Raw genomic sequence first — 19,634 nt, forward strand, 5'->3', positions numbered from 1 at the left:
TGGACCTGTCGTCAGCTCGGGGTGAGGGAACCGGAGTCGGGGACCGCACGGCCGGCGGCGCCGGAGGCGGCCGGGGCGGCGGGCGTGCTGCCGAGCGGGTAGGAGTGGGCGGTGGCCCAGCACAGCCAGACGGTGTCGCCGCGGGCGGGTACGACGGAGGCGGTGCCGTCGTTGGGCTGGAAGACGGTCATCTCCGCGCCGGTGCTCGTGGCCACGGTGTAACTGGTGGAGGTGCCCAGGTAGACCACCTCGCTGACGGTGCCGCGGACCCGGCTCGCGTCCCCGGCCGGGCCGGTGGTCAGGGTGATCTTCTCGGGCCTCACCGTGAGCTGGACGTCCGATCCGGCGGTGGGCGCGGCGGCGGACGGCGGGACGGTGATGCGCTGTCCGCCGCCGAGGTCGATCACCCCGCCCTCCGGTCCGGCGGTGGTCAGACGGCCGCTGATCAGGTTCGAGGTGCCGATGAAACCGGCGACGAACGCGGTGGCGGGGCGCTCGTACACCTCCTGCGGGGAGGCGACCTGCTCGATCAGGCCGCCGTTCATCACCGCGATCCGGTCCGACATGGTCAGCGCCTCGGCCTGGTCGTGCGTGACGTAGATGAAGGTGATGCCCACCTCGCGCTGGATGCGCTTGAGCTCCAGCTGCATGGACTGCCGCAGCTTCAGGTCGAGCGCGCCCAGTGGTTCGTCGAGGAGCAGGGCGCGCGGGCGGTTGACCAGGGCCCGGGCCAGGGCCACACGCTGCTGCTGGCCGCCGGAGAGCTGCCGGGGCCGGTGGTCGGCCTTCTCGGCGAGTTCCACGGTGCGCAGGATGCGGTCGACCCGGTCGTGGATCTCGCCCTTGGGGACACGGCGGCGGCGCAGCCCGAACGCCACGTTGTCGGCGACGCTCAGGTGCGGGAAGAGCGCGTAGGACTGGAACACCATGTTGATGTCCCGCTTGTTGGCCGGTACGCCGACCATGTTCCGCCCGTGCAGCAGGATCTGCCCGCCGCTCGGTTCCTCGAATCCGGCGATCATCCGCAAGGTGGTGGTCTTCCCGCAGCCGGACGGTCCCAGCAGGGAGAAGAACTCCCCTTCCGCGATGGTGAGATTCACCCCGCGTACCGCCGCTCCGCCGCGGACGCCGCCGAAGTCCTTGACCACGTCGACGAGGGTGATGGCCGGATCTGCGCCGACCGGCGGCGGCGAAAGGGTGTCGGTTGCCATCGCGGAGACCTCCGGGGTTCGGATAGGGGAGAGTGGGCGGCCGTCGGGCAGGGCGCGGGGACGGCCGTCCGGGAGACGGCAGGAGGATGCGTTCTGACCGGGCAGAATTGATAACGTTACCAACGCGGTCGTACCTTACCCACGCCCCGCGGGCCCGCGTCAATGGTTGAATGGCGCTGAATCCCACCGTCCCGTTCCCCGGCGTTCGCCGGGCCGACACGAAGAGATCCGCACATGCCCCCTGGAGCACAGCCGAGGCGTCGCGTGACCATTCCCGACGTCGCCCGGCACGCCGGTGTGGGACAGGCGACGGCCGCACGCGTCCTCGGCGGGTACGGATCGGCGAGCGCGGCCACCCGGGAGCGGGTGCTCGCCGCCGCCGCCGAGCTGGGCTACAGCACCAACGCCGTGGCCCGCAGCATGATCAGCGGCCGGACCCACACCCTCGGAGTGGTCGTCGCCGACGTGGAGAACGCCTACTTCGCCCGGGCCGTGCGCGGCATCGCCGACGTCGCGGCCAAGGCGGGACTCCAGGCGATCCTCGCCAACAGCGACGAGGACAGCGAGAAGGAGAAGGCCGCGGTCCAGCTGTTCATCGAGCGGCGCGTGGACGGTCTCGTGGTGGCGCCGGCCGCCACCGACGACGCGCACCTCGCCCGCGCCGTCTCCGCCGGCATCCCGGTGGTGCTGCTCGACCGCGTGGTGACCGGGGCCGCCCTGGACACGGTGGTCGTCGACAACCGGGGGGCGGTGAAGGCGGCGGTCACCCGGTTCACCGAGGCGGGACACACCCGGATCGCGGTGATCACCTCGGCCATGCCGGGCGACGACGGCACCCGTCTGGCGCCGGGCGCGGACATCTGGACCACCACGGAACGAGTCGCCGGCTACCGCCAGGCCCTGCGGGCGGCCGGCATCCCGCGTTCCGCGGAGCTGATCCGGCACACCGGGTACGAGCGTGCCTGGGCGCGGTCGGCCGTACTGGAGCTGATGACCTCCCCCGACCGCCCCACCGCCCTGTTCACCACCGACAACGTGGCGACGCTCGGCACCCTCGACGCCCTGCTCGACCTCGGCGCCCGCATCCCCGACGACGTCTCGGTGATCGGCTTCGACGACGCGGAATGGACCACGCTCATCCGGCCGCGGCTGAGCGTGGTCAGCCAGCCCGTGCAGGAACTGGGCGGCCTGGCCGCGGACATCCTGATCCGCCGCATCAACGGAGCCGCCGCCCGCCCCCGCCGGCACACCCTGAACACGACGTACATCGCCCGTGAGTCGACCGGCCCGGTACCCGCCCGGACACGACGCCTGCGGGCCCCGGCGGGCAGCTCCTGATCCCGGACCGCGCCACGCGTACGGCGCCGGGCCACCGGCAGGCCGGCGCCGCCACCTCGCCTGCCCGCACCCTCACGGCGCCGGGACGAGGACGCTCCCGGGCACGCTGGTGCCGGGGCGCGGGCAGCTGCTCCTCGGCGTCCGCGCCGCCCACCGCCTCGCCGGGCGTACTCCCTTGTCCGCGCCGCCCACCGCCTCGCCGGGCGTACTCCCTTGTCCGTGCCGACGGCCCGACAGGCCCTTCGCCGACCGGGGCTGCGATCACCGCACATGCCGACTCCCGCGCGGGCGGGGCATCCGGCCCGCGCACGCCGAACCGGGGCAGCCACTTGCCGCCTCCGCCGAAGTCAGCGCGGCTTGTGGAGCAGCCTCCGTTCCCACTCGCTCTCCGCAAGCTGGGTCTCACCTCGCGCACGCAGTTGGCGGTACGGGCGTACGAGCGGCGCGCCGGACCCGCCGGGAGCTGACGGCGGCCTCGGCGTGCCAGGGCGGCCACCGTGCGCGCAGGCATGGCGGCCCGATCGGGAACGGGCCGGATGGCCGAACGCCCCGGGCAGGGCGCCGGGGCGTCTCACCCGGGTGGGCCCGACTCGGGAGCGGCCGTCGTGGGGAGGCACTGCACATGCCTGTGATCTTCTTCGACGTCGGCGCGACCCTGGCGGACGCCTGTGTGGAACCCGGCGGCTCCCTGACACTGCGTCCCCGACCGCGCGTCATGGCCGTGCTCGACGCCCTCAGCGACCTGCGCACCGGCATCATCTCCGACCCCGGGCCGGGCGCCGGTGCCGCGGCACATGCCGCGGCCGCGCTGCGGGAGGCGTTCCCCGGCCGGTTCACGGACGAGGCGCTGGTGCACTGGGGGGCGAAGGACGGGCGCGCGATCTTCGACCAGGCGGTCGCCGGCGCGGGGGAGGCCGCGGCCGGCGACTGCGTCTTCGTGGGCGAGGACGCCCGGGAGCGCGCGTTCGCCCGCGAGGCGGGGATGCGCACGGCGGCCGACCCGGTGTTCGCGCGCGCCGCCGTGGAGGACCGTCCGGTGCGCCGGGCGTGGATCGAGCTGCCGGACGGCCGGGACCTGCCCGGGCTGACCGCGGCCGTGGACGGCACGGAGGCCGTCGTCGTGCGCGGCGTCTCCGACCGTCTGGTGCTCGCGATGGTGACCACGCGGGGCGCCGAAGCGCTCGAACGCGCCGGTTTCCCGGTGGACCCGAGAGAACCCGTGGACGGCGGACCGACGGACGACGCCGAGCGCCGGGCCTCCGAGAAGTTCATCAGCGATCTGCTGGCCCGGGGCGAGGCGGTGTACGAGGGCGAGGAGCCGACGCCGCGTACGACGCACGTCGTCCGGAGCGAGGACGACGGACGGCTCACCGTCCGCCGTCTGCGCTTCCGCTGACCCGGCCGGTGCTCAGTCGAAGCATCGCCGGACCAGGGCGAGACCCTCGCCGGCCGTGCTCCGGGTGACCTCGTGGGTCTTCAGCCGGGAGGGGCTGTCGTCGACGAACGCCTCGGCGGTCCGGTGCTCCTCGGGCACGTGGACGCGGCCCCGCCGGAAGAGGTCCTCGAGGTACGACGTGGCGACCTGCTCGGGGTCGGCGGGCCGTACCGAGCCGCCCGCGGGGTCGGAGCCGGCGATGCCGAAGCGTCGTTCCTGCGCCGGAGCGGACAGGGTGAGGGGCTGGGTGATGCCGTACGTCGCCCCGTGCACCGTGACGGCCGTCAGCCCCTCCTCCTCGCTGCCGCCCGGTGTCGCCTCCGCCATGCCGGCGCCCCGCCGGGCCACCTCCGACGCGGTGATGGCCGTGGCGGCCTCCAGGGAGAGGATGCCGTGCCGGGTGAACGCCGAACGCAGGGCCGGGCCGTAGCTGCCGCCGTTGCGGCGCTGGTCCGCGGCGATCATGTGACCCGCGACCTGCGCGTAGTACGCGGACACCACGGGCGCGGCCACGACGGCGTCCACCAGCAGCTGTCCCGCGATCTCGGCCGCCCTGGCCAGACCGGCCTGGTCCTGGAGCTCCTGCTGGCGGAAGATCCCGGCGACGACCTTCAGGAAGGCGCCGCTGAACACCCGGGAGAACGAGTGCGGCTCGCTGCACAGCGTGTTCGCGGGCCCGCTGGGCGGCAGGTGCACCGGGTCGCGGTAGAAGAAACTGTTCGACATGTTGCGCAGGCAGTCCGGGTCCACCGCGTTGGGGTGGCCCTGCCGGATCGCTGCGCCCAGCTGCTCGGCCATCCTGGACACCCGGGAGGACAGCTCCAGGTCGCTCTGCGTCTCGGCCAGCACGGCGATCCGCAGCTGTTCGAGCCGGAGCGAGGTCAGCAGTGCGCTGATGTCGCCGAAGGCTTCGTGCAGGGCGGCCGTCTCCGCGCTCGCCGTGTTGAACAACTGGGGGCGCAGGGCGTCGAGGACCGCGTGCCCCGTCTCGTGCGAGACGACCTCGGGGCTCTCGCAGGCGGCGACGGTGACCCCTGCCACCGTGCTGCGGAAGAACCACAGGCCCTTGCGGTCGTAGTAGGCGTTGAGGTCGACCCCAGCGTCGAGGTGCGCGGTGAGGGCGCGGCCGACCGTCGGGTGCCACTGGGTCCCGGTGGGAACCAGCGGACCCCAGGTCTGGGCGGCTCTGCTGAGGGCATCGGCCGCCACCCAGTAGCGGAACGCCTCGGTGCCCGGCCCGGCACCGTCCGGCTGGGGCGCGGCGTCCGCGATGGCCGTCGGGAACGGCTGTGTGTCGAGCTGGGGAACGGGATGCGGTACGGGCATGTTGACCCGGGGTGGGAATCCGGGGTCGTCCTCGTACACCAGGACCGTCGGGCTCGTGGGTGTCTGTTGCTGCACCGTCATGGTGGCTCCCTGAGAGGGGAGAGGCTGCAGATGATGGAAGGTGACGGGGGCACCTGTGTGCCAGGAGCCCGTCGTGTTCAGTACGAGGCCGCGGCGGCCCGGCGTCAATTCGAACAAGGCAGGTGGGTCCCCCGGTCCGGTGGGCCCGGCCGGCGCGACAGGCGGTTGTCCCCGCCCCCTGGAGGGCCCGTGCTGCCACAGGACCGGTGAAGGAGATGACGGCCGGACGAGTGACGCCGCCGGCGTGAGCGGCGTACCGCCACCGGGTGACCGATGGCCCTGACTCCCCGGCACCACGGCGGAAGCGCGCTCGCCCGGCCGGCGCCGGCCCACCGCCGGGCCGAGCGGATCGCCTACCCCGGGCCGGGCGACCGCGATCCGCGCAGGACTTCGCCTACGTCACGCCGCTGCCGGTGCCCTGTGTCCCGCCGAGCGGCACCGGTTGCCGTTGTCCACGCGGCCGCGCCGCTCGGACCCCGGTGGCTGCCGCGGCTGCTGCCGGCTGAGGAGCGCTTCCCGCGGGCTGCCTCCGACGGAGCGGGCGCCCGCGTGGTCCACGCCGCCTCTGGGCGGACAGCACCGTGACGGTAACCCCGGCCCCGGCCCCGGCCACGCCCATGATGAGCCGGGTGATCAGGAACACCGTCGCCCCGGGGGCGTACTCACCGAGCCGGCGCCGAACAGGGCCGGCGAGAGGAGCAGCAGCCTCTCGCGGCCGTAGCGGTCGCCGATGAGCCCGGCCGGCAGTACGGCGGCGGCCGGCATCAGCAGGCAGCCGGAGGACCACCACTCCAGCGCCGACTGCGAGGCGTCCAGGGAGCCGCCGAGTGTCGGCAGCGCGACCGACAGCACGGTGCCGTCCAGGCTCACGCCCACGTCTGTACGTACAGGGCGACCTCCCACTCGACCGCCCCCGGCGCAACGGCACACTCGGGGTGCTCGTGGCCGAAGGCGACGCAGGCGACACAGTCCCGGCCGAAGAACACGGCGACGTGCCGCACGGCACCGGCGACCGCCGCCGCCAGGACTCCCTGGGCAGCCGGAACACAGGGGAGCGCCCGACCGCACGTCCTTCCTGGGGCGCCTCCGTGGCGGAACGGACCACGTCACGGCCGGATGCCGGCGCCCGGTTTCGAGTACCTGCACGCGAGCCTTTCGCCGGGCAGGCGGAACGAGCTGAAGGAGGGCCGCGGCCGCCTTCGGCGCACTGGTACGACGCGTCCCCCGCACCGCCTCGGCGTGACCTCGCCCTCCAGCCGCCTCACGACGCCCCCTCGCGCAGCGCGTCGGAGACCGACTTGACCCCGCCGTGCGCGGTCAGCCCGCCGTCGACGGGGATCTCCGCCCCGGTGATGAACGACGACTCCTCCGACAGCAGGAACACGACCAGCCCGGCCACCTCGTCGACGGTTCCGGTGCGGCCGAGCGGTGTCTCGCGGACGTTGGCCGCACGGAAGGCGGGAGCGGCGGAGGCGGTCATCCCGGTCTCGATGTAGCCGGGGTGGATCGTGTTGACGCGGATGCCGCGCGGGCCGAGTTCCAGCGCCGCCGTCCTCGACAGCCCCCGCAGCCCCCACTTGCTGGCGGTGTAGGCGACCGGGTAGTGAGCCGTGAGGGCAGCCGAGGAGCCGACGTTGACGATCGAGGAGCCGGGCGGCATCAGCGGGGCGAGGTGCTGCATGCCGAGCAGCGGGCCGGTGACGTTGACGGCGTGCACACGCTCGAAGTCCCCGGCCTGGACCTCGCCGAGGCGGGCGCGCCAGGTGACGCCCGCGTTGTTGACCAGGCCGTGCACCTGCCCGTACGACTCCTTCAGCTCGGTGGCGAGGTCGGCCCAGTCCTGCTCGCTGGTCACGTCGAGGCGCCGGCAGTCACCGTCCACGTCGGTGGCGATCACCCGCGCACCCTCCCGGGACAGCGCCTCCGCCTCGGCGGCGCCCTGACCGCGTGCCGCGCCGGTGACCACCACCACCTTGCCCAGCAGCCTCGGGCAGTGCACGGCGCTCACGGCCGCTCCCGGGACCGGCGCCGGCCGGCGGGCAGCGGCACCGGGTCCGCACCGGGCACCACGGTGCTGGACACGCTGCCGATCCCTTCGACGGTGAGGGTGACGGTGTCACCGGGCCTCAGCGGCGGCGGCGTCCGCTCACCGCGCAGGCCCCACAGTTCGGCGAGGCAGCCGCCGTTGCCGCAGGTGCCCGAGCCGAGCACGTCACCCGGCACGACCCGCGTGCCGCGCGAGGCGTAGGCGACCATCTCCTCGAAGGTCCAGCTCATGTGGGACAGGAGATCCGTGCCGACCGTCTCGCCGTTGACCTCGGCGGTCAGGGCGAGACGCAGGAAGCCGTCGGCGTCCCGGTGAGGCTCCAGCTCGTCGGCGGTGACCAGGACCGGGCCGAGCGTGGTCGCGGTGTCCTTGCCCTTGCAGGGGCCGAGGCCGACCTTCATCTCCGCGGACTGCAGGTCGCGGGCCGACCAGTCGTTGAAGACCGTGTACCCGACGATGTGGTCGCGGGCCTGCTCGGGCGTGAGGTCGCGGCCCTCGCGGCCGACGACGGCGGCGACCTCGAGCTCGAAGTCCAGCACGCTCGACCCGGGCGGGACGGGGATGTCGTCGTGCGGGCCGTAGACCGCGTGCGGGTTGGTGAAGTAGAAGGTCGGGGCGGTGTACCACTGCTCCGGCACGCCGGCCGCGCCGTCCACCGAGCGCCGTACGCCCTCGACGTGCTCCTCGAAGGTGACGAAGTCCCGGACGGAGGCCGGCTGGAGCGGCGGCAGCAGCCGGGCCTCCGACATGTGCGGGCCGGGCGGTACGTCGCGCGCCGCCGCGCCCGCGGCGAGCAGGCCGGGCAGCCCGCCGGACTCCCGCAGCAGGTCGGTGAGCGAGGTGACGCCGGGCAGCGGCAGCAGGGTGCCGTCGTCCTCCACGACGGCCACGCGGCGGCGGTGATGGTGTTCGTAGGTGGCGAAACGCATGGTGCGGCTCCGGGCAGGCTGGGCCCGGGGGCGCGGCGGGACTGCGTCAGGGCAGGTGGCAGGGCCGGCCGCGCCCCCGGGACCGAGGGCGGGGGATCAGACCGGCGGGGCGACGAAGACGCCGCGGTCGGGGTCGTTGAACGACTCCTTCGCCACCAGTTCGTTCATCGGATTCGCGGTGCCCCACTGGTCGGTGACCTCGGGCCGGGAGAAGTCGTAGACGTGCGGGTGCCAGGTGTCCTCGTCCAGGCACTCCAGCTCGGTGGTGTACTCGACGGTGTTGCCGTGCGGGTCGAGGAAGTACGTGAAGGTGTTGTCGCCGGCCATGTGCCGGCCGGGCCCCCAGATCTTCCGGAATCCGGCGCGCATCACCCGGCCGGAGCCGCGCAGGTACTCGTCGATGCCGCGCATCTCGAAGGAGATGTGGTGCAGGGAGGTGTGCGGGCCCTTCGCCAGCGCCATCGAGTGGTGCTGGCTGGAGATCCGCAGGAAGTGCATGACCTCGCCCATGTGCGGCGAGCTGAGCGTGTCGGAGAGACGGAAGCCGAGGTGGGTCTCGTACCACTCCCGGGTCCGGTTCAGGTCGGGGGAGTTGAGCACCACATGGCTCAGCTTCACCGGGATCGACTCCTTCTCCTCGATCCTGCGGTGCCGCCGTACCCCGACGTCGGCGGAGACCTCGATGGTGCGGCCGTCGACGTCGAAGATGCGGAAGCCGTAACCGCCGCCAGGGGTGTCCACCTTGCCCGGCTGAGAGACCAACTGGACACCTCCGGACAGCAGTCGCTCGGCGAGCGTGTCCACGTCGGCGGCGGACGCGGCGCCGTAGGAGACCAGGTCGAGGCGCTTCTCCTCGGCCTTGCGCAGCCGCACCACGTACTGCTCCGGGGAACCCTCGGCAGCCAGGAAGGAGATCCCGGAGTCCTCGGCGACCTTCGTCAGGCCCCAGACACCGGCGTAGAAGTCGAGCTGCTTGTCGTAATCGGGCACGGCGAGGTCGACGTGCCGCAGATGGGTGAGAAGACGCATGGGGTCACTCCTTGACGAGGAGGGCGGAGGCGTTGCCCCCGCGTACGGCGTGGAAGTCGGCGTCGGGCAGACCGGCCGCACGCAGCGCGCCGACGGGGTCCTCGGTGCCCATGTCGAAGGGGAAGTCGGAGCCGAGCAGCACCCGGTCCGCGCCCGCGACCCGGACCAGCTCCCGCAGCACGCGCGGATCGTGGACGAGGGAGTCGAAGTACAGGCGCCCGAGGTGGCTGCTGGGCAGGTGCGCGCAACCGGCCCCGGCGTCGGAGCGGGCCGACCAGGCGTGGTCCGAGCGGCCGATGTGGGTGGGCAGGTAGCCACCGCCGTGCGCGGCGATCAGCTTCAGGCCCGGGTGCCGGTCCAGGACACCGGAGAAGATCAGGTGGGAGAGCGCGACGGCGTTCTCCACCGGCTGGCCCACGGTGTTGGACAGGTACCACCGGTCGAGCCGTTCGTCGAGCGTGCAGCCGAAGGGATGCAGGAAGACGAGCGCGCCGGTTTCCTCGGCCCGGGTCCAGAAGGGCGCGTAGGCCGGGTCGGACAGTTCCCGCCCCGGGGCGTGACTGGAGATCTCGACGCCCAGCAGGCCCTGGTCCAGTGCGTGATCGAGGGCGTCTACCGTGTGGTCCGGATGCTGCAACGGCACGAGGCCGAGCCCGCGCAACCGGTCGGGCGCCGCCCAACAGTGCGCCGCCGTCGCCTCGTTGACCAGCCGGTACACCTTCTCGGCCGTCACCTCGTCCGCCCAGTAGTGGTAGTGCGAGGGGGAGGGGCTGACCAGCTGGACGTCCACGCCCTGGGCGTCCATCGCGGCCAGCCGCACGGCGGGGTCGGTCAGTTCCGGGACGCGCTCGCGCACCATGGGGCCGCTCACGGCGAGTGCCGCCGGACCATTGCGCCGGGCGTCCAGCGCCTTCGCTTCCGCCAGCCCCGGCAGGCCGGCGACCAGGGCCTCGACCTCGGGGAGCAGCACATGGGCGTGGACGTCGATGGTGGGCGTGCTCACGGCAGCTCCCGCAGCATCGTCATCGTGCGGCCCATCAGGCCGGGGACGTCCGCGTCCCGGACGCCGTCGAGCTGCCACTGCCCGATCCGCACGGACGCCTCCACGACCGGGCGGACACGGGCCGTACGCCGCTCGTAGTACGCCTGGAAAAGGGCGTCGTCCCAGGTGTCGGAGGCAGTCAGCAACTGGGTGAGCACCCAGGCGTCCTCCAGGGACAGGGCCGCGCCCTGCGCGAGGGTGGGCGGGCAGCAGTGCGCGGCGTCGCCGGCCAGCACCACTCGGCCGCGGTGCCAGGAGCCCTCCACCAGCAGCCGGTCGAACCACGTGTAGTTCACCTTCGCCGGGTCGGTGATGTGTGCGGTGATCTTCGGCCAGTGGCCCCCGTAGGCGGAGGCCAGGCGGCGCATCTCCTCGGCGTACGTCTGCGGCGGGATGGCGGCGCGGTCGCGGTTGGCCTCGACGACGTACGCGTACAGGGTGGTGTCGCTGGTGGGGCAGTACCCGGCGATGTAGGCCGGGCCGCCGTAGGCGAGGTCGGTGCGGACCACTCCGGCCGGGCGCGGGGCGGCGACCCGCCAGATGGCCATGCCGGTCGGCTCCGGCTTGTCGCCGATCCCGATCGCCGCGCGGGTCGGGGAACCGACGCCGTCGGCGGCGATGACCAGGTCGTACCGGCCCTCACCGCCGTCGGAGAACCGTATCGAGACCCCGTCCGCGTCCTGGCCGAGGATCTCGGCGGTCGTCCCGAGCCGCACCGTGGCGCCGCTGGCACGTACGGCGTCGATCAGGATGCGCTGGAGCCGCGGACGCTGCATGCCGACCGTGGCGGGCAGATCGTCGCCGCCGGTGCGCAGGTCCCGGGCGACGTGCAGGACCGTGCCGTCGGGGGCGGTGATGCCGACGGAGCCGAAACCGAAGCCGGACGCCTTCACCCGTTCCCAGACGCCGAGTTCGCGCAGGACGCGCAGGGCGTTGCCCTGGAGGGTGATGCCGGAGCCGGCGGTGGCGTTCCAGTCGTCCTTCGCCTCGACCAGGTCCACCGTGAGGCCGGCGCGACGCAGGAAGACCGTCGTGGCGTTGCCTGCGGCGCCACCACCGATCACCAGTGCCGTGCGGGCTGTGCTCATGAGGGAACTCCCTTGTTCCGTACGTTACTTCACGGCGACCGGGTTGACGGGGGAGCCGACCGCGCCGGTGATGGGGAGCGGTGCGGCGGTGAGCCAGAACTCGTACACGCCGTCGCGCGCACAGTCCTCGGCCAGTGCGTCCAGGTCCCACATCTCACCGATCAGCAGCCCGATGTTCGGGATGGCGACCTGGTGCAGCGGCTGGAAGGCGTGCTCGAACTCGTTCGGGCGGACCTCGAACCCCCAGGTGTCCGTGGCGATCGCGGCGATCTCGGTCGAGTGCAGCCAGCCCGCCGTGGTGAACGACAGCCCGGGCGCGGGCCCGCCGGCGTAGTCGCCCCAGCCGTCGCGGCGGGCCCGGGCCAGCTGCCCGGTGCGCACCAGCACGATGTCACCCCGGCCGACGGCCACCCCGTGCGCCTCGGCCGTCGCCCCCAGGTGCTCCTCGGTGATCGCGAAGCCGTCCGGCAGCTCCCCGCCGGTGCCGGTCACCCGGCCGACGTCCAGCAGCACGCCCCGGCCCGCGACGTACGGTGCCATGTGCTCGATGCCGGTGACGAGGTCGCCGTCGGAGGTGACGACCTTCTCGGCCGCCCGCCCGTTCCACGCCTTGCCGCGGTCGAAGATGTGCCCGAGCCCGTCCCACTGGGTCGAGCACTGGAGTGGCATCGCGATCACGTCGTCCGCGCCGCCGATGCCGTGCGGGAAGCCCTGGACGCCGAGGGCGGCGTCGGTCCCGGTGTCCAGCATGGTGTGCACCGGGTTGGTGCGCCGGCGCCAGCCCTTCTGCGGGCCGTTCATGTCGAAGGACTGGGACAGCGAGAAGCTGACGCCCCGCCGCACCAGCGCCGCACCGGCACGGCGCTTGGCCTCGTCCAGGAAGTTGAGGGTCCCGAGCCGGTCGTCCTCGCCCCAACGGCCCCAGTTGGAGTACGCCTTGGCGGCCTCGGCGATCGCGCCCGCGGGGTCGTGGCGGTTCACGCGGCGCCCTCCGCGACACAACGGGTGCGCTGGACCCCGAGACCGGTGACCGTGCCCTCCATGACGTCGCCGTCGCGCAGCAGCCGCCCCCAGTGCATGCCGTTGCCGGCCGGACTGCCGGTCAGCACCAGATCGCCGGGGAGCAGACGGGCGGTCTGCGAGACGTACGACACCATCCGCGCGACCTTGAAGATCATGTCCTTGGTCGACTCGTCCTGCATGGTCTCGCCGTTGAGCTTGAGCAGGACGCGAAGGTCGTCGGGGTCCGCGACGGACTCGGACGGGACGATCCAGGGGCCGAGCGGGGTGAACCCGGGGGCGTTCTTGCTGCGCAGCCAGTCGGTGCCGATCTGCGGCATGTCCCGGCGGAAGACGGTGGCCCGGTCGGTCAGGTCGTTGGCGATCGTGTAGCCGGCGATGTACTCCGGCGCGTCCCGCACCGGCACCCGGTAGCCCGGCTTGCCGATCACGACGGCCAGCTCCAGTTCCCAGTCAGGCTGTTCCGCCCAGGCGGGCAGGACGACGTCGTCGTACGGGCCGGTGATCGAGGTGGGCAGGCCGGTGAAGACGTACGGCAGGTCCTCGGCGGCCCGCCGGTCCATGATCTCGGCGGCCTCCGCGCGCCGCTCGCTCTCCGGCCGGTCGTCGCCGGGAGCACGGTGGGCGACGTGCAGGTCGATGACGTGCTGCCGGTAGTTCGCGCCCGACTGGAACACCTGCCGCGGCGTCACCGGCGCGTGCACACGGAAGTCCGTGACGGCCGCGCGGGCCGGGCCGGCGGCGGCCGCGAGCGCGCGCAGCCGCGGCAGTGCCGTCTCCCAGCGGTCCAGCACGTCCAGGGTGATCAGCCGGTCGTCGCCGAAGACGTGCCGCAGGTCGACGGCACGGCCGTCGGGGGTGACGAGAGCGGGGAACGGCGGCCCGTCCGGGGCGGAGAGGGTGGCGAGGCCGAACGGTCCTGCGAAGAGCGCGGACGAGGGTTCAGGTTTCACGGACATGTCCTCCTGATTGCGGTGGGACCAATCTGGACCCGCTGCCCAAGATCGGGGAAATCGATTCTGTGGATGACCGGCATCCACGCGGTCTATTCCCGCCGCTCATCGCCCTACGGGGGATCGATCCGCGAGCCTGACCCGACCGCGTCGTCACCCGCGAACCCCGCTGGAGGAGCGGAACGCGGGGGGCGGTGGCGTCCGGCGGTCGTGGACGCAGGCGCGCGGACCGGCCGGCAGCCCACCCCCTCTGCAGGCGGCGGTTGCTGATGTAGCGTCAGCGCGCAGGAACAGAATCCTGTATGGGACACCCCACCGCTGGATCGGGGCGGTCGGCGCGTTCCTGGCCCTGCTGCTCTCGGCGGTCACCCTGTCCGTGGCTCATCCGGCGGCAGCCACCTCCGCCCTGGCCCCGATCGACCCCAGCGGGTTCACCATGCGGGCGGGTGACTTCACGAACCGCGGCGCCGCGATCCGGCAGATCGAGGCATCGGGGAGCGTCTCGGTGCGCACCTCGCCCGACCAGGTGCTCGCCGACGGCGGTCACGCCGGACGGGCGGCACTGTGCCACAACACCAGCCTCGACGGCTCACTGAAGTACGACGGCTTCTGCTGGGACCAGGCCGACGACACCTCCGCCGTCTGGACGCCCCAGGGACTGACCGGTTCGCACGACGCCCAGCCGAGCGGCACCTGGAACGGCCACTACCTCTACATAGCCTCGTGGCACTACACCGACAACGACTACGCCCGGATCACCATCGCGGAGTCGACCGGCACGTCGGTCACCTACCAGCACGTGCTGCTGGTCGACCCGTACTCCACCGGCAGCGGCTCCACGTTCCGCCCGGTGGGCGGGGCCGGCGACCGGTCCGGGACGGACGTGCTGAGCGGCCATGCGGACGGTGTCACCTGGTACGGCAACAAGCTCTTCGTCGCCACCGGGCACCAGATACAGGTCTACGACCTGCGGCACCTGTGGAAGATGAGCGACACCTCCACCGACCAGGTCGGCATCCTGGGCATCGGCACGTCCTCGGCCCGCTACCACAACTGGGCGCTGCCCATGGTCGGCGTCTACTTCAGCGGCGACACGGGTGACCCCTGTGACGCCACACGGCCGTGCCTGACCTCGCTCAGCCTGGACCGGACGTCCTCACCGGACGCCCTGGTCACCTCGCAGATCGCCACCAAGGGCGGCGGACCGCTGATCCGCTGGCCCCTGAACGCGAACACGGCGCTCCCGGACACCGACACCGACAACGACTACACCGGGACGGTCACGGCGACCGGTGCCTACACCGTGCCGATCTGGAAGGTGCAGGGAGCCGCCACGGACGGCACCTACTACTACTTCAGCGGCGAGTGCCCCGAGACGGCGGGCACCACCGACTCCGACGTGCCGTACTGCATCCACCGGGCCCTGCCGGGCGCCGCGCCCCACGTCCTCACCCACGCCCCGCCGCTGACCCAGAACCTCTCCTACGCCCCGTCGTCCGGGCGCCTGTGGGCGCTCAACGAGCGGCAGAACACCACCACCGGCAAGCGGGTGGTCTTCTCCCTGGTGCCGTCCGCCTGAGATCCGCCGGACACCGGGCTGCGCGAGGGTACTGCCGACGCAGCAGCGGCCCGGGTCCGGTTCCCGCACGGCGTGCCGTGCACCGGCCCGCTCCGTCGCGCGTCCCCGCGGGCGGTGCGCGCGGCCGCGCGGACACATGCGGGCCGCCGGTGATGTCCCTAGGCTGAAGGTGCTCGGGGTGAGCAGGAAAGGTGTGCCATGCCCCGAGCGATCTGGTCCGGCGCGATCTCCTTCGGCCTGGTCACGGTGCCGATCCAGGTGGTCAGCGCCACCGAGGACCACAGCATCCACTTCCACCAGTACCACCTGCCCGACCAGGGACGGGTCCGCTACCGCAAGGTGTGCGAGCTGGAGGACCGCGAGGTCTCCCAGGACGAGATCGGCAAGGGATACGAGCTGACCAGGACGCAGGTCATCCCGATCACCGACGAGGACCTCGGCAACCTGCCCCTGCCGACCGCCAGGGCGATCGAGATCGACGCGTTCGTCCCCCTGGAGTCGGTCGACCCGATCCGCATCGCCGACGGCTACTATCTCCAGCCCGCCGGCCAGGTCGCGGCCAAGCCGTACAAGCTCCTGGTCAAGGCCCTGTCACGGTCGTCGAAGGTGGCCGTCGCCAAGTACGCCTGGTCGGGCCGCGAGAGACTGGGCCTGCTGCGGGTGCGCGACGACGTCCTGGTCCTGCACGCCATGCGCTGGCCCGACGAGATCCGCGACCCCACCGAGCTGCTCCCGCCGCCGACCGAGGTGTCCGAGGCGGAGATCGAGGGCGCACTGGCGCTCATGGACACCATGACGGTGGACGAACTGGAAGGCCCCGAGTTCCAGGACCGCTACACCGAGGCCATCGCGCAGCTCATCGAGGCGAAACGGGAGGCCAAGCCGCTGCCGGAGGCGCCCGCACCGGAAGAGCCGGCCGCGGTACTGGACCTCATGGCCGCGCTGCAGGAATCGGTGTCCAAGGCGAAGGCATCCCGAGGGGAACACGCCGGCCCGGCCGAGGTGCACGAGCTGCCGCAGCCGAAGAAGGCCGCCGCGAAGAAACAGCCGGCCAAGAAGACCCCGGCGAAGAAGTCGGCCGCGAAGAAGACAGCGGGCCGCCGGCCCCGCAGCGCCTAGGCTCCGTCGTTCGGACCGGGCGGCTTCGAGGAACCGCGCCATCGAGCCGAGCCGAGCCCAGCGGGGCCTGGTGCGTGCGGCCGCGGCCGGAGGGGGCCGTCGGCGCGGTCCTGGTGCCTTCCAGGCGGCCGGGGAGTGTATGGAACCGGCCCGGTCAGCCGCTGCCCATGTTCCACCGGTCGGACACGGTTCGCCTAGCCGCCGCCGCACGGGCGCCGTCGGAAAAGGTTCCGGAGCGCCTCGTGCGGGCCGGGCCGGGCGGGGCACCGTCTGTCCGAACGGCCGGTCACGTTCCCGCACGGGACGCCGTCGTGTGCGCGGTTCGCGTACGCCGGGTGCCCCTGGCCCGTCGGTCGTCCTCGCGGGAGGGCTGCGTGCCGGTCGGCGGGGCCGGCACGCCGGGCGCGGAGCCGTGCTCGGGTCGGGCCGGGTGGGGAGCGGAACGGCCCGGTTCCCCCGCCTGCGGCTGGAGCCCCAGCAGGTCGGCCAGGTCCGACCGGCGCCGTACGGAGAGCTTGCGGTACACGCGGGTCAGGTGCTGCTCCACGGTGCTCACCGTGATGTACAGCTGGGTGGCGATCTGCCGGTTCGACCTGCCTGACGCGGCCAGCGAGGCCACCCGCCACTCGGCCTCCGTCAGACCGCCGACGGCGACGGTGACCGTCGGCGGGACACCGGCTCGCGCCGGGCGGCCGTGCTCCGCCGGGAAGGGCTCGGCCGCCGGCGAGGGCTCGTCGTGCGGGGTCGCGAGGTGGCGTAGCAGGTGGGGCGCGCCGCATTCGGTGGCCAGGCTCAGCGCCTCCCTCCAGCGTGCCCGCGCGGTACGGGTATGACCGTCCGCCAGGTCGGCCTGGCTGAGGTGGGCGAGGGCACGGGCGAGCGAGAGCCTGCTGCCCGCCGCGCGCAGGACCCGCTCCGCCTCCTCCAGGTGATGCCTGCGCCGCTCCGGCCCGTCGACGGCGGCCAGGACCAGCAGGGCCCGGCCGCGGGCGTCGACCGGCCGGTGGTCCTGCATGAGTTCCGCGATGGCCATCCGCCGGGCCCGCTCAGGCTCGCCGAGGGCCAGGTAGGCCTCCGCGGCATAGGCGCGCCGGCCCAGAGGGCCGAGGGCGTTCGCCTGGAGGGCCTCGCCGGACGCGGGGCACGCGAGGAACTCGTTCAGCGCCGCGCGCGGGCGGCCCGTCTCCAGCAGATAGCATCCGCGGGCGATCCGGTACAGCGGGCCGAAGGACGAGTCCCACATCTCGTCGGGGACCGGACGCTCCAGGTACCGGGCCGCCTGTCCCGGATCGCCCATGAGGGTGTGCGCGGCGATCAGGACCGACAGGGGCATGCCGACCGCGACGCCCCAGCTGTGGTCCGGCAGCTGGTCCAGGGCGGAGGCGGCACAGGCCGCGGCCGTGCGCAGGTCTCCCAGGTTCCACCGGATGTGGGCGCGCAGACCGGCCTGGAACGCCCGCCGGGCCGGCGGTTCCTGCCCGGAGAGGCGCTGCCACTGCTCCTCGCAGAGCCGGCCGGCGAGTGCCGTCTCGCCCTTCTGCATCAGCTCCAGTACGGTCGCGAGATCCAGTTCCCAGAACCGCTGGGAGTCCATGACCCCCGGCGGGGGGCGCCGCCCCGCGGCATCGTTGTCAGCTCCGTCGACGCTGGTCACGGGCGTCGGAAGTCGCCGGCGGGCGGAGCCGGCGGACGCGGCGGGCAACGGAGGCGTCGCCGTCGCGCCGTACCGGGCGGGTGCGGTGACGTCCCGGGCGGTGCACAAGTAGAGACGCACCGCCGTATCGTCGAGCAACTCCGGCCACAGGCAGCCGATCAGCGCGCGGAAGCCCTGCGCACCGTCGTGTGCGTGGGACGGCTCGCAAGTCGCGACCAGCAGGGCCATCACCTCCCGTGCCTGGTCGTGGCAGCCGAACCAGAGGAACCAGATGACGAGGAGCCGCAGCGCGCGGCAGTCGGCCCGCCCCGCGCGCGCCGCGGCCAGCAGCCGGCGCACCTCCGGCTCCGCCGCCAGGGGATTGACGCGGCACACCGCGTCGACCAGCGCGGACGTGACCTTGCCGCGCTCTCCTTCGTCGAGGTCGGCCCGGTCGGCCAGGCGGAGGCAGGCGAGCGCCTCGTCCGCCCGCCCGGCCCGGACGAGCTGCTGCGAGGCGTGCCGCAGCACCCGCACCCGGGACGGGGCGGGCGGTTCGTCCGCGGCCACCAGGTGCCGGGCGACGGCGAGCGCCGGTGCGCCCTCCGTGAACAGCAGCTCGGCGGCCCGCCGGTGCAGGGCCGGCAGTTCCGCGTCGAGCATGCCGAGGACGGCGCCCGGGACGGCCGGATGCCGGAAGCCGTCGTCGCCCAGCAGACCCGCGCGTTCGAGTTCCGCGATGTGCTGCCCGGCCTCCTTGATGGTGCACTCCAGCAGGTGGGCGACTCGTGCGGGAGTCGCGGCGTCACCCAGCACGGCGAGGGCCTGGACGGTCTGCGCGAGGTTCGGGTGGCGGACCAGGCAGGCGAGGTAGGCGGTCCGGAAGGCGTCGCCGACCGGGACGGACGCCTCGGGAGCGGCGGTTCCGGCCAGGAGCAGGTCGCGGACGAGCGCGGTGGCCAGGGCCGGGTTGCCGCCGCTGATCCGGTGGACCGGCGCGGCCAGCCGGGCGGCCGCTTCGGCACCGAGCCCGTTCTCCAGCAGCTCCCGGACCTCCTGCTCCCGCAGGCCGGCGGCCTCGATGAGGCGGGCGCCGGGGATTCCGACGAACTCCAGGTGGGCGCGGACGCCTTCGCGGAGGACATGTGGATAGGCCACCACGAAGGTGATGTCGTGGGACTGGGCGCGGCGGGCGAGATAGAGCAGACAGGCCTGCGAGGCCGGGTCCGTGTACTGGGCGTCGTCGACGAGGACGAGGATTCCGCCGTTCCTGGCCGCCGCGACCAGAGTGGAGACGAGGTCACGCAAGAGGTGTGCGGTGGCGGAGCCGGACGGCGTGGCGGGCGCCGCGCCCTTGACGAGTTGCCGCACGGCCGACCGTATGCTCTCGGGAATTCCCGGAACGTGCAGGAACTGTTCGACGACCGAAAAGGGTACGTCGCGTTCCTCGCGGAATCCGGTGGCGTACAGGCACAACGAACCGGATGCCCGGGCGCGCCTTTTCATCTCTTCCAGAAAAAACGTTTTTCCAGTCCCTGGGCCCCCTTGCAGAACAAGGACGCCACTGCGCAGTCCGGCCTCCCGGAGGAGGTCACCGAACGGCGTGGAACATAAGTCGCAGTTTTCCCTGCGCATGGCACCGCCCTGTTCGCGTGCACGGCGCCGCCCGGTCCTTGCATTCCGGCGCGACGAGTGGCCCCCCGTCCGTCGATGATCGAGTGTAGGTCAGGCCGGGTGAGGCACCCGATCACGCTCGGTATTTTGTGATCTTTTTGACTTCCGTCAAGGAACGGGAGGGCCGGCC

15 protein-coding genes are annotated in these 19,634 nt (G+C 73.0%); 4 read left to right on the forward strand and 11 right to left on the reverse strand.

Going from position 1 to position 19,634, the window contains the following annotated elements; all coding sequences use genetic code 11:
- Nucleotides 1-11: 11 nt before the first annotated feature.
- A complete protein-coding gene (locus AB0947_RS34235) occupies nt 12-1,211 on the reverse strand; it encodes an ABC transporter ATP-binding protein (protein ID WP_366754267.1) in 1,200 nt (399 codons plus the stop codon).
- A 264-nt stretch (nt 1,212-1,475) separates the two neighbouring features.
- Here AB0947_RS34235 and AB0947_RS34240 point away from each other — a divergent pair, with 264 nt between their 5' ends.
- A complete protein-coding gene (locus tag AB0947_RS34240) occupies nt 1,476-2,549 on the forward strand; it encodes a LacI family DNA-binding transcriptional regulator (protein WP_366754268.1) in 1,074 nt (357 codons plus the stop codon).
- A 622-nt stretch (nt 2,550-3,171) separates the two neighbouring features.
- On the forward strand, nt 3,172-3,945 hold the full coding sequence (locus AB0947_RS34245; RefSeq protein WP_366754269.1) for an HAD family hydrolase: 774 nt from the start codon (nt 3,172-3,174) through the stop codon (nt 3,943-3,945).
- Between the two features lie 12 nt (nt 3,946-3,957).
- Here AB0947_RS34245 and AB0947_RS34250 read toward each other — a convergent pair whose 3' ends face one another.
- The 9 genes from AB0947_RS34250 to AB0947_RS34290 all read right to left on the reverse strand — a co-directional run bounded on the left by AB0947_RS34250 (nt 3,958) and on the right by AB0947_RS34290 (nt 13,505).
- Nucleotides 3,958-5,391 carry a hypothetical protein gene (locus tag AB0947_RS34250; protein WP_366754270.1) on the reverse strand — a complete coding sequence of 478 codons (1,434 nt, stop codon included), beginning with the start codon at nt 5,389-5,391 and terminating at the stop codon, nt 3,958-3,960.
- Nucleotides 5,392-6,024: 633 nt separating this feature from the next.
- Complete coding sequence (locus AB0947_RS34255) at nt 6,025-6,261, reverse strand: MFS transporter (RefSeq protein ID WP_366754271.1); 237 nt, start codon at nt 6,259-6,261, stop codon at nt 6,025-6,027.
- Between the two features lie 391 nt (nt 6,262-6,652).
- Nucleotides 6,653-7,399 (reverse strand): SDR family oxidoreductase, encoded by a 747-nt coding sequence (locus tag AB0947_RS34260; RefSeq protein ID WP_366754272.1) that lies wholly within the window; start codon nt 7,397-7,399, stop codon nt 6,653-6,655.
- Nucleotides 7,396-8,367 (reverse strand): fumarylacetoacetate hydrolase family protein, encoded by a 972-nt coding sequence (locus tag AB0947_RS34265; RefSeq protein WP_366754273.1) that lies wholly within the window; start codon nt 8,365-8,367, stop codon nt 7,396-7,398. The genes AB0947_RS34260 and AB0947_RS34265 overlap by 4 nt, the downstream gene beginning before the upstream one ends.
- A 96-nt stretch (nt 8,368-8,463) precedes the next feature.
- The gene (locus AB0947_RS34270) at nt 8,464-9,396 is read right to left on the reverse strand and encodes a VOC family protein (protein WP_366754274.1); all 933 of its coding nucleotides are present in this window, start codon (nt 9,394-9,396) and stop codon (nt 8,464-8,466) included.
- Between the two features lie 4 nt (nt 9,397-9,400).
- Nucleotides 9,401-10,399: an amidohydrolase family protein gene (locus AB0947_RS34275; protein WP_366754275.1), complete on the reverse strand. Its 999-nt coding sequence runs from the start codon at nt 10,397-10,399 to the stop codon at nt 9,401-9,403.
- A complete protein-coding gene (locus AB0947_RS34280; protein ID WP_366754276.1) occupies nt 10,396-11,526 on the reverse strand; it encodes an FAD-dependent oxidoreductase in 1,131 nt (376 codons plus the stop codon). The genes AB0947_RS34275 and AB0947_RS34280 overlap by 4 nt, the downstream gene beginning before the upstream one ends.
- A 24-nt stretch (nt 11,527-11,550) precedes the next feature.
- Nucleotides 11,551-12,507 carry a cyclase family protein gene (locus tag AB0947_RS34285; RefSeq protein ID WP_366754277.1) on the reverse strand — a complete coding sequence of 319 codons (957 nt, stop codon included), beginning with the start codon at nt 12,505-12,507 and terminating at the stop codon, nt 11,551-11,553.
- The gene (locus AB0947_RS34290) at nt 12,504-13,505 is read right to left on the reverse strand and encodes a fumarylacetoacetate hydrolase family protein (protein WP_366754278.1); all 1,002 of its coding nucleotides are present in this window, start codon (nt 13,503-13,505) and stop codon (nt 12,504-12,506) included. The genes AB0947_RS34285 and AB0947_RS34290 overlap by 4 nt, the downstream gene beginning before the upstream one ends.
- A 370-nt stretch (nt 13,506-13,875) precedes the next feature.
- On the opposite strand from AB0947_RS34290, the gene AB0947_RS34295 reads away from it, so the two are divergent.
- Nucleotides 13,876-15,078 (forward strand): hypothetical protein, encoded by a 1,203-nt coding sequence (locus AB0947_RS34295; protein ID WP_366754279.1) that lies wholly within the window; start codon nt 13,876-13,878, stop codon nt 15,076-15,078.
- Between the two features lie 198 nt (nt 15,079-15,276).
- Nucleotides 15,277-16,197: a Ku protein gene (locus tag AB0947_RS34300; RefSeq protein WP_366754280.1), complete on the forward strand. Its 921-nt coding sequence runs from the start codon at nt 15,277-15,279 to the stop codon at nt 16,195-16,197.
- 286 nt (nt 16,198-16,483) lie between these two features.
- On the opposite strand, the gene AB0947_RS34305 is transcribed toward AB0947_RS34300, so the two are convergent.
- A complete protein-coding gene (locus AB0947_RS34305; protein ID WP_366754281.1) occupies nt 16,484-19,465 on the reverse strand; it encodes a LuxR C-terminal-related transcriptional regulator in 2,982 nt (993 codons plus the stop codon).
- Between the last annotated feature and the right edge of the window lie 169 nt (nt 19,466-19,634).

Origin of the sequence: Streptomyces sp. NPDC047841 (assembly GCF_040704085.1) — a bacterium.
GTDB lineage: Bacteria > Actinomycetota > Actinomycetes > Streptomycetales > Streptomycetaceae > Streptomyces > Streptomyces argyrophylli.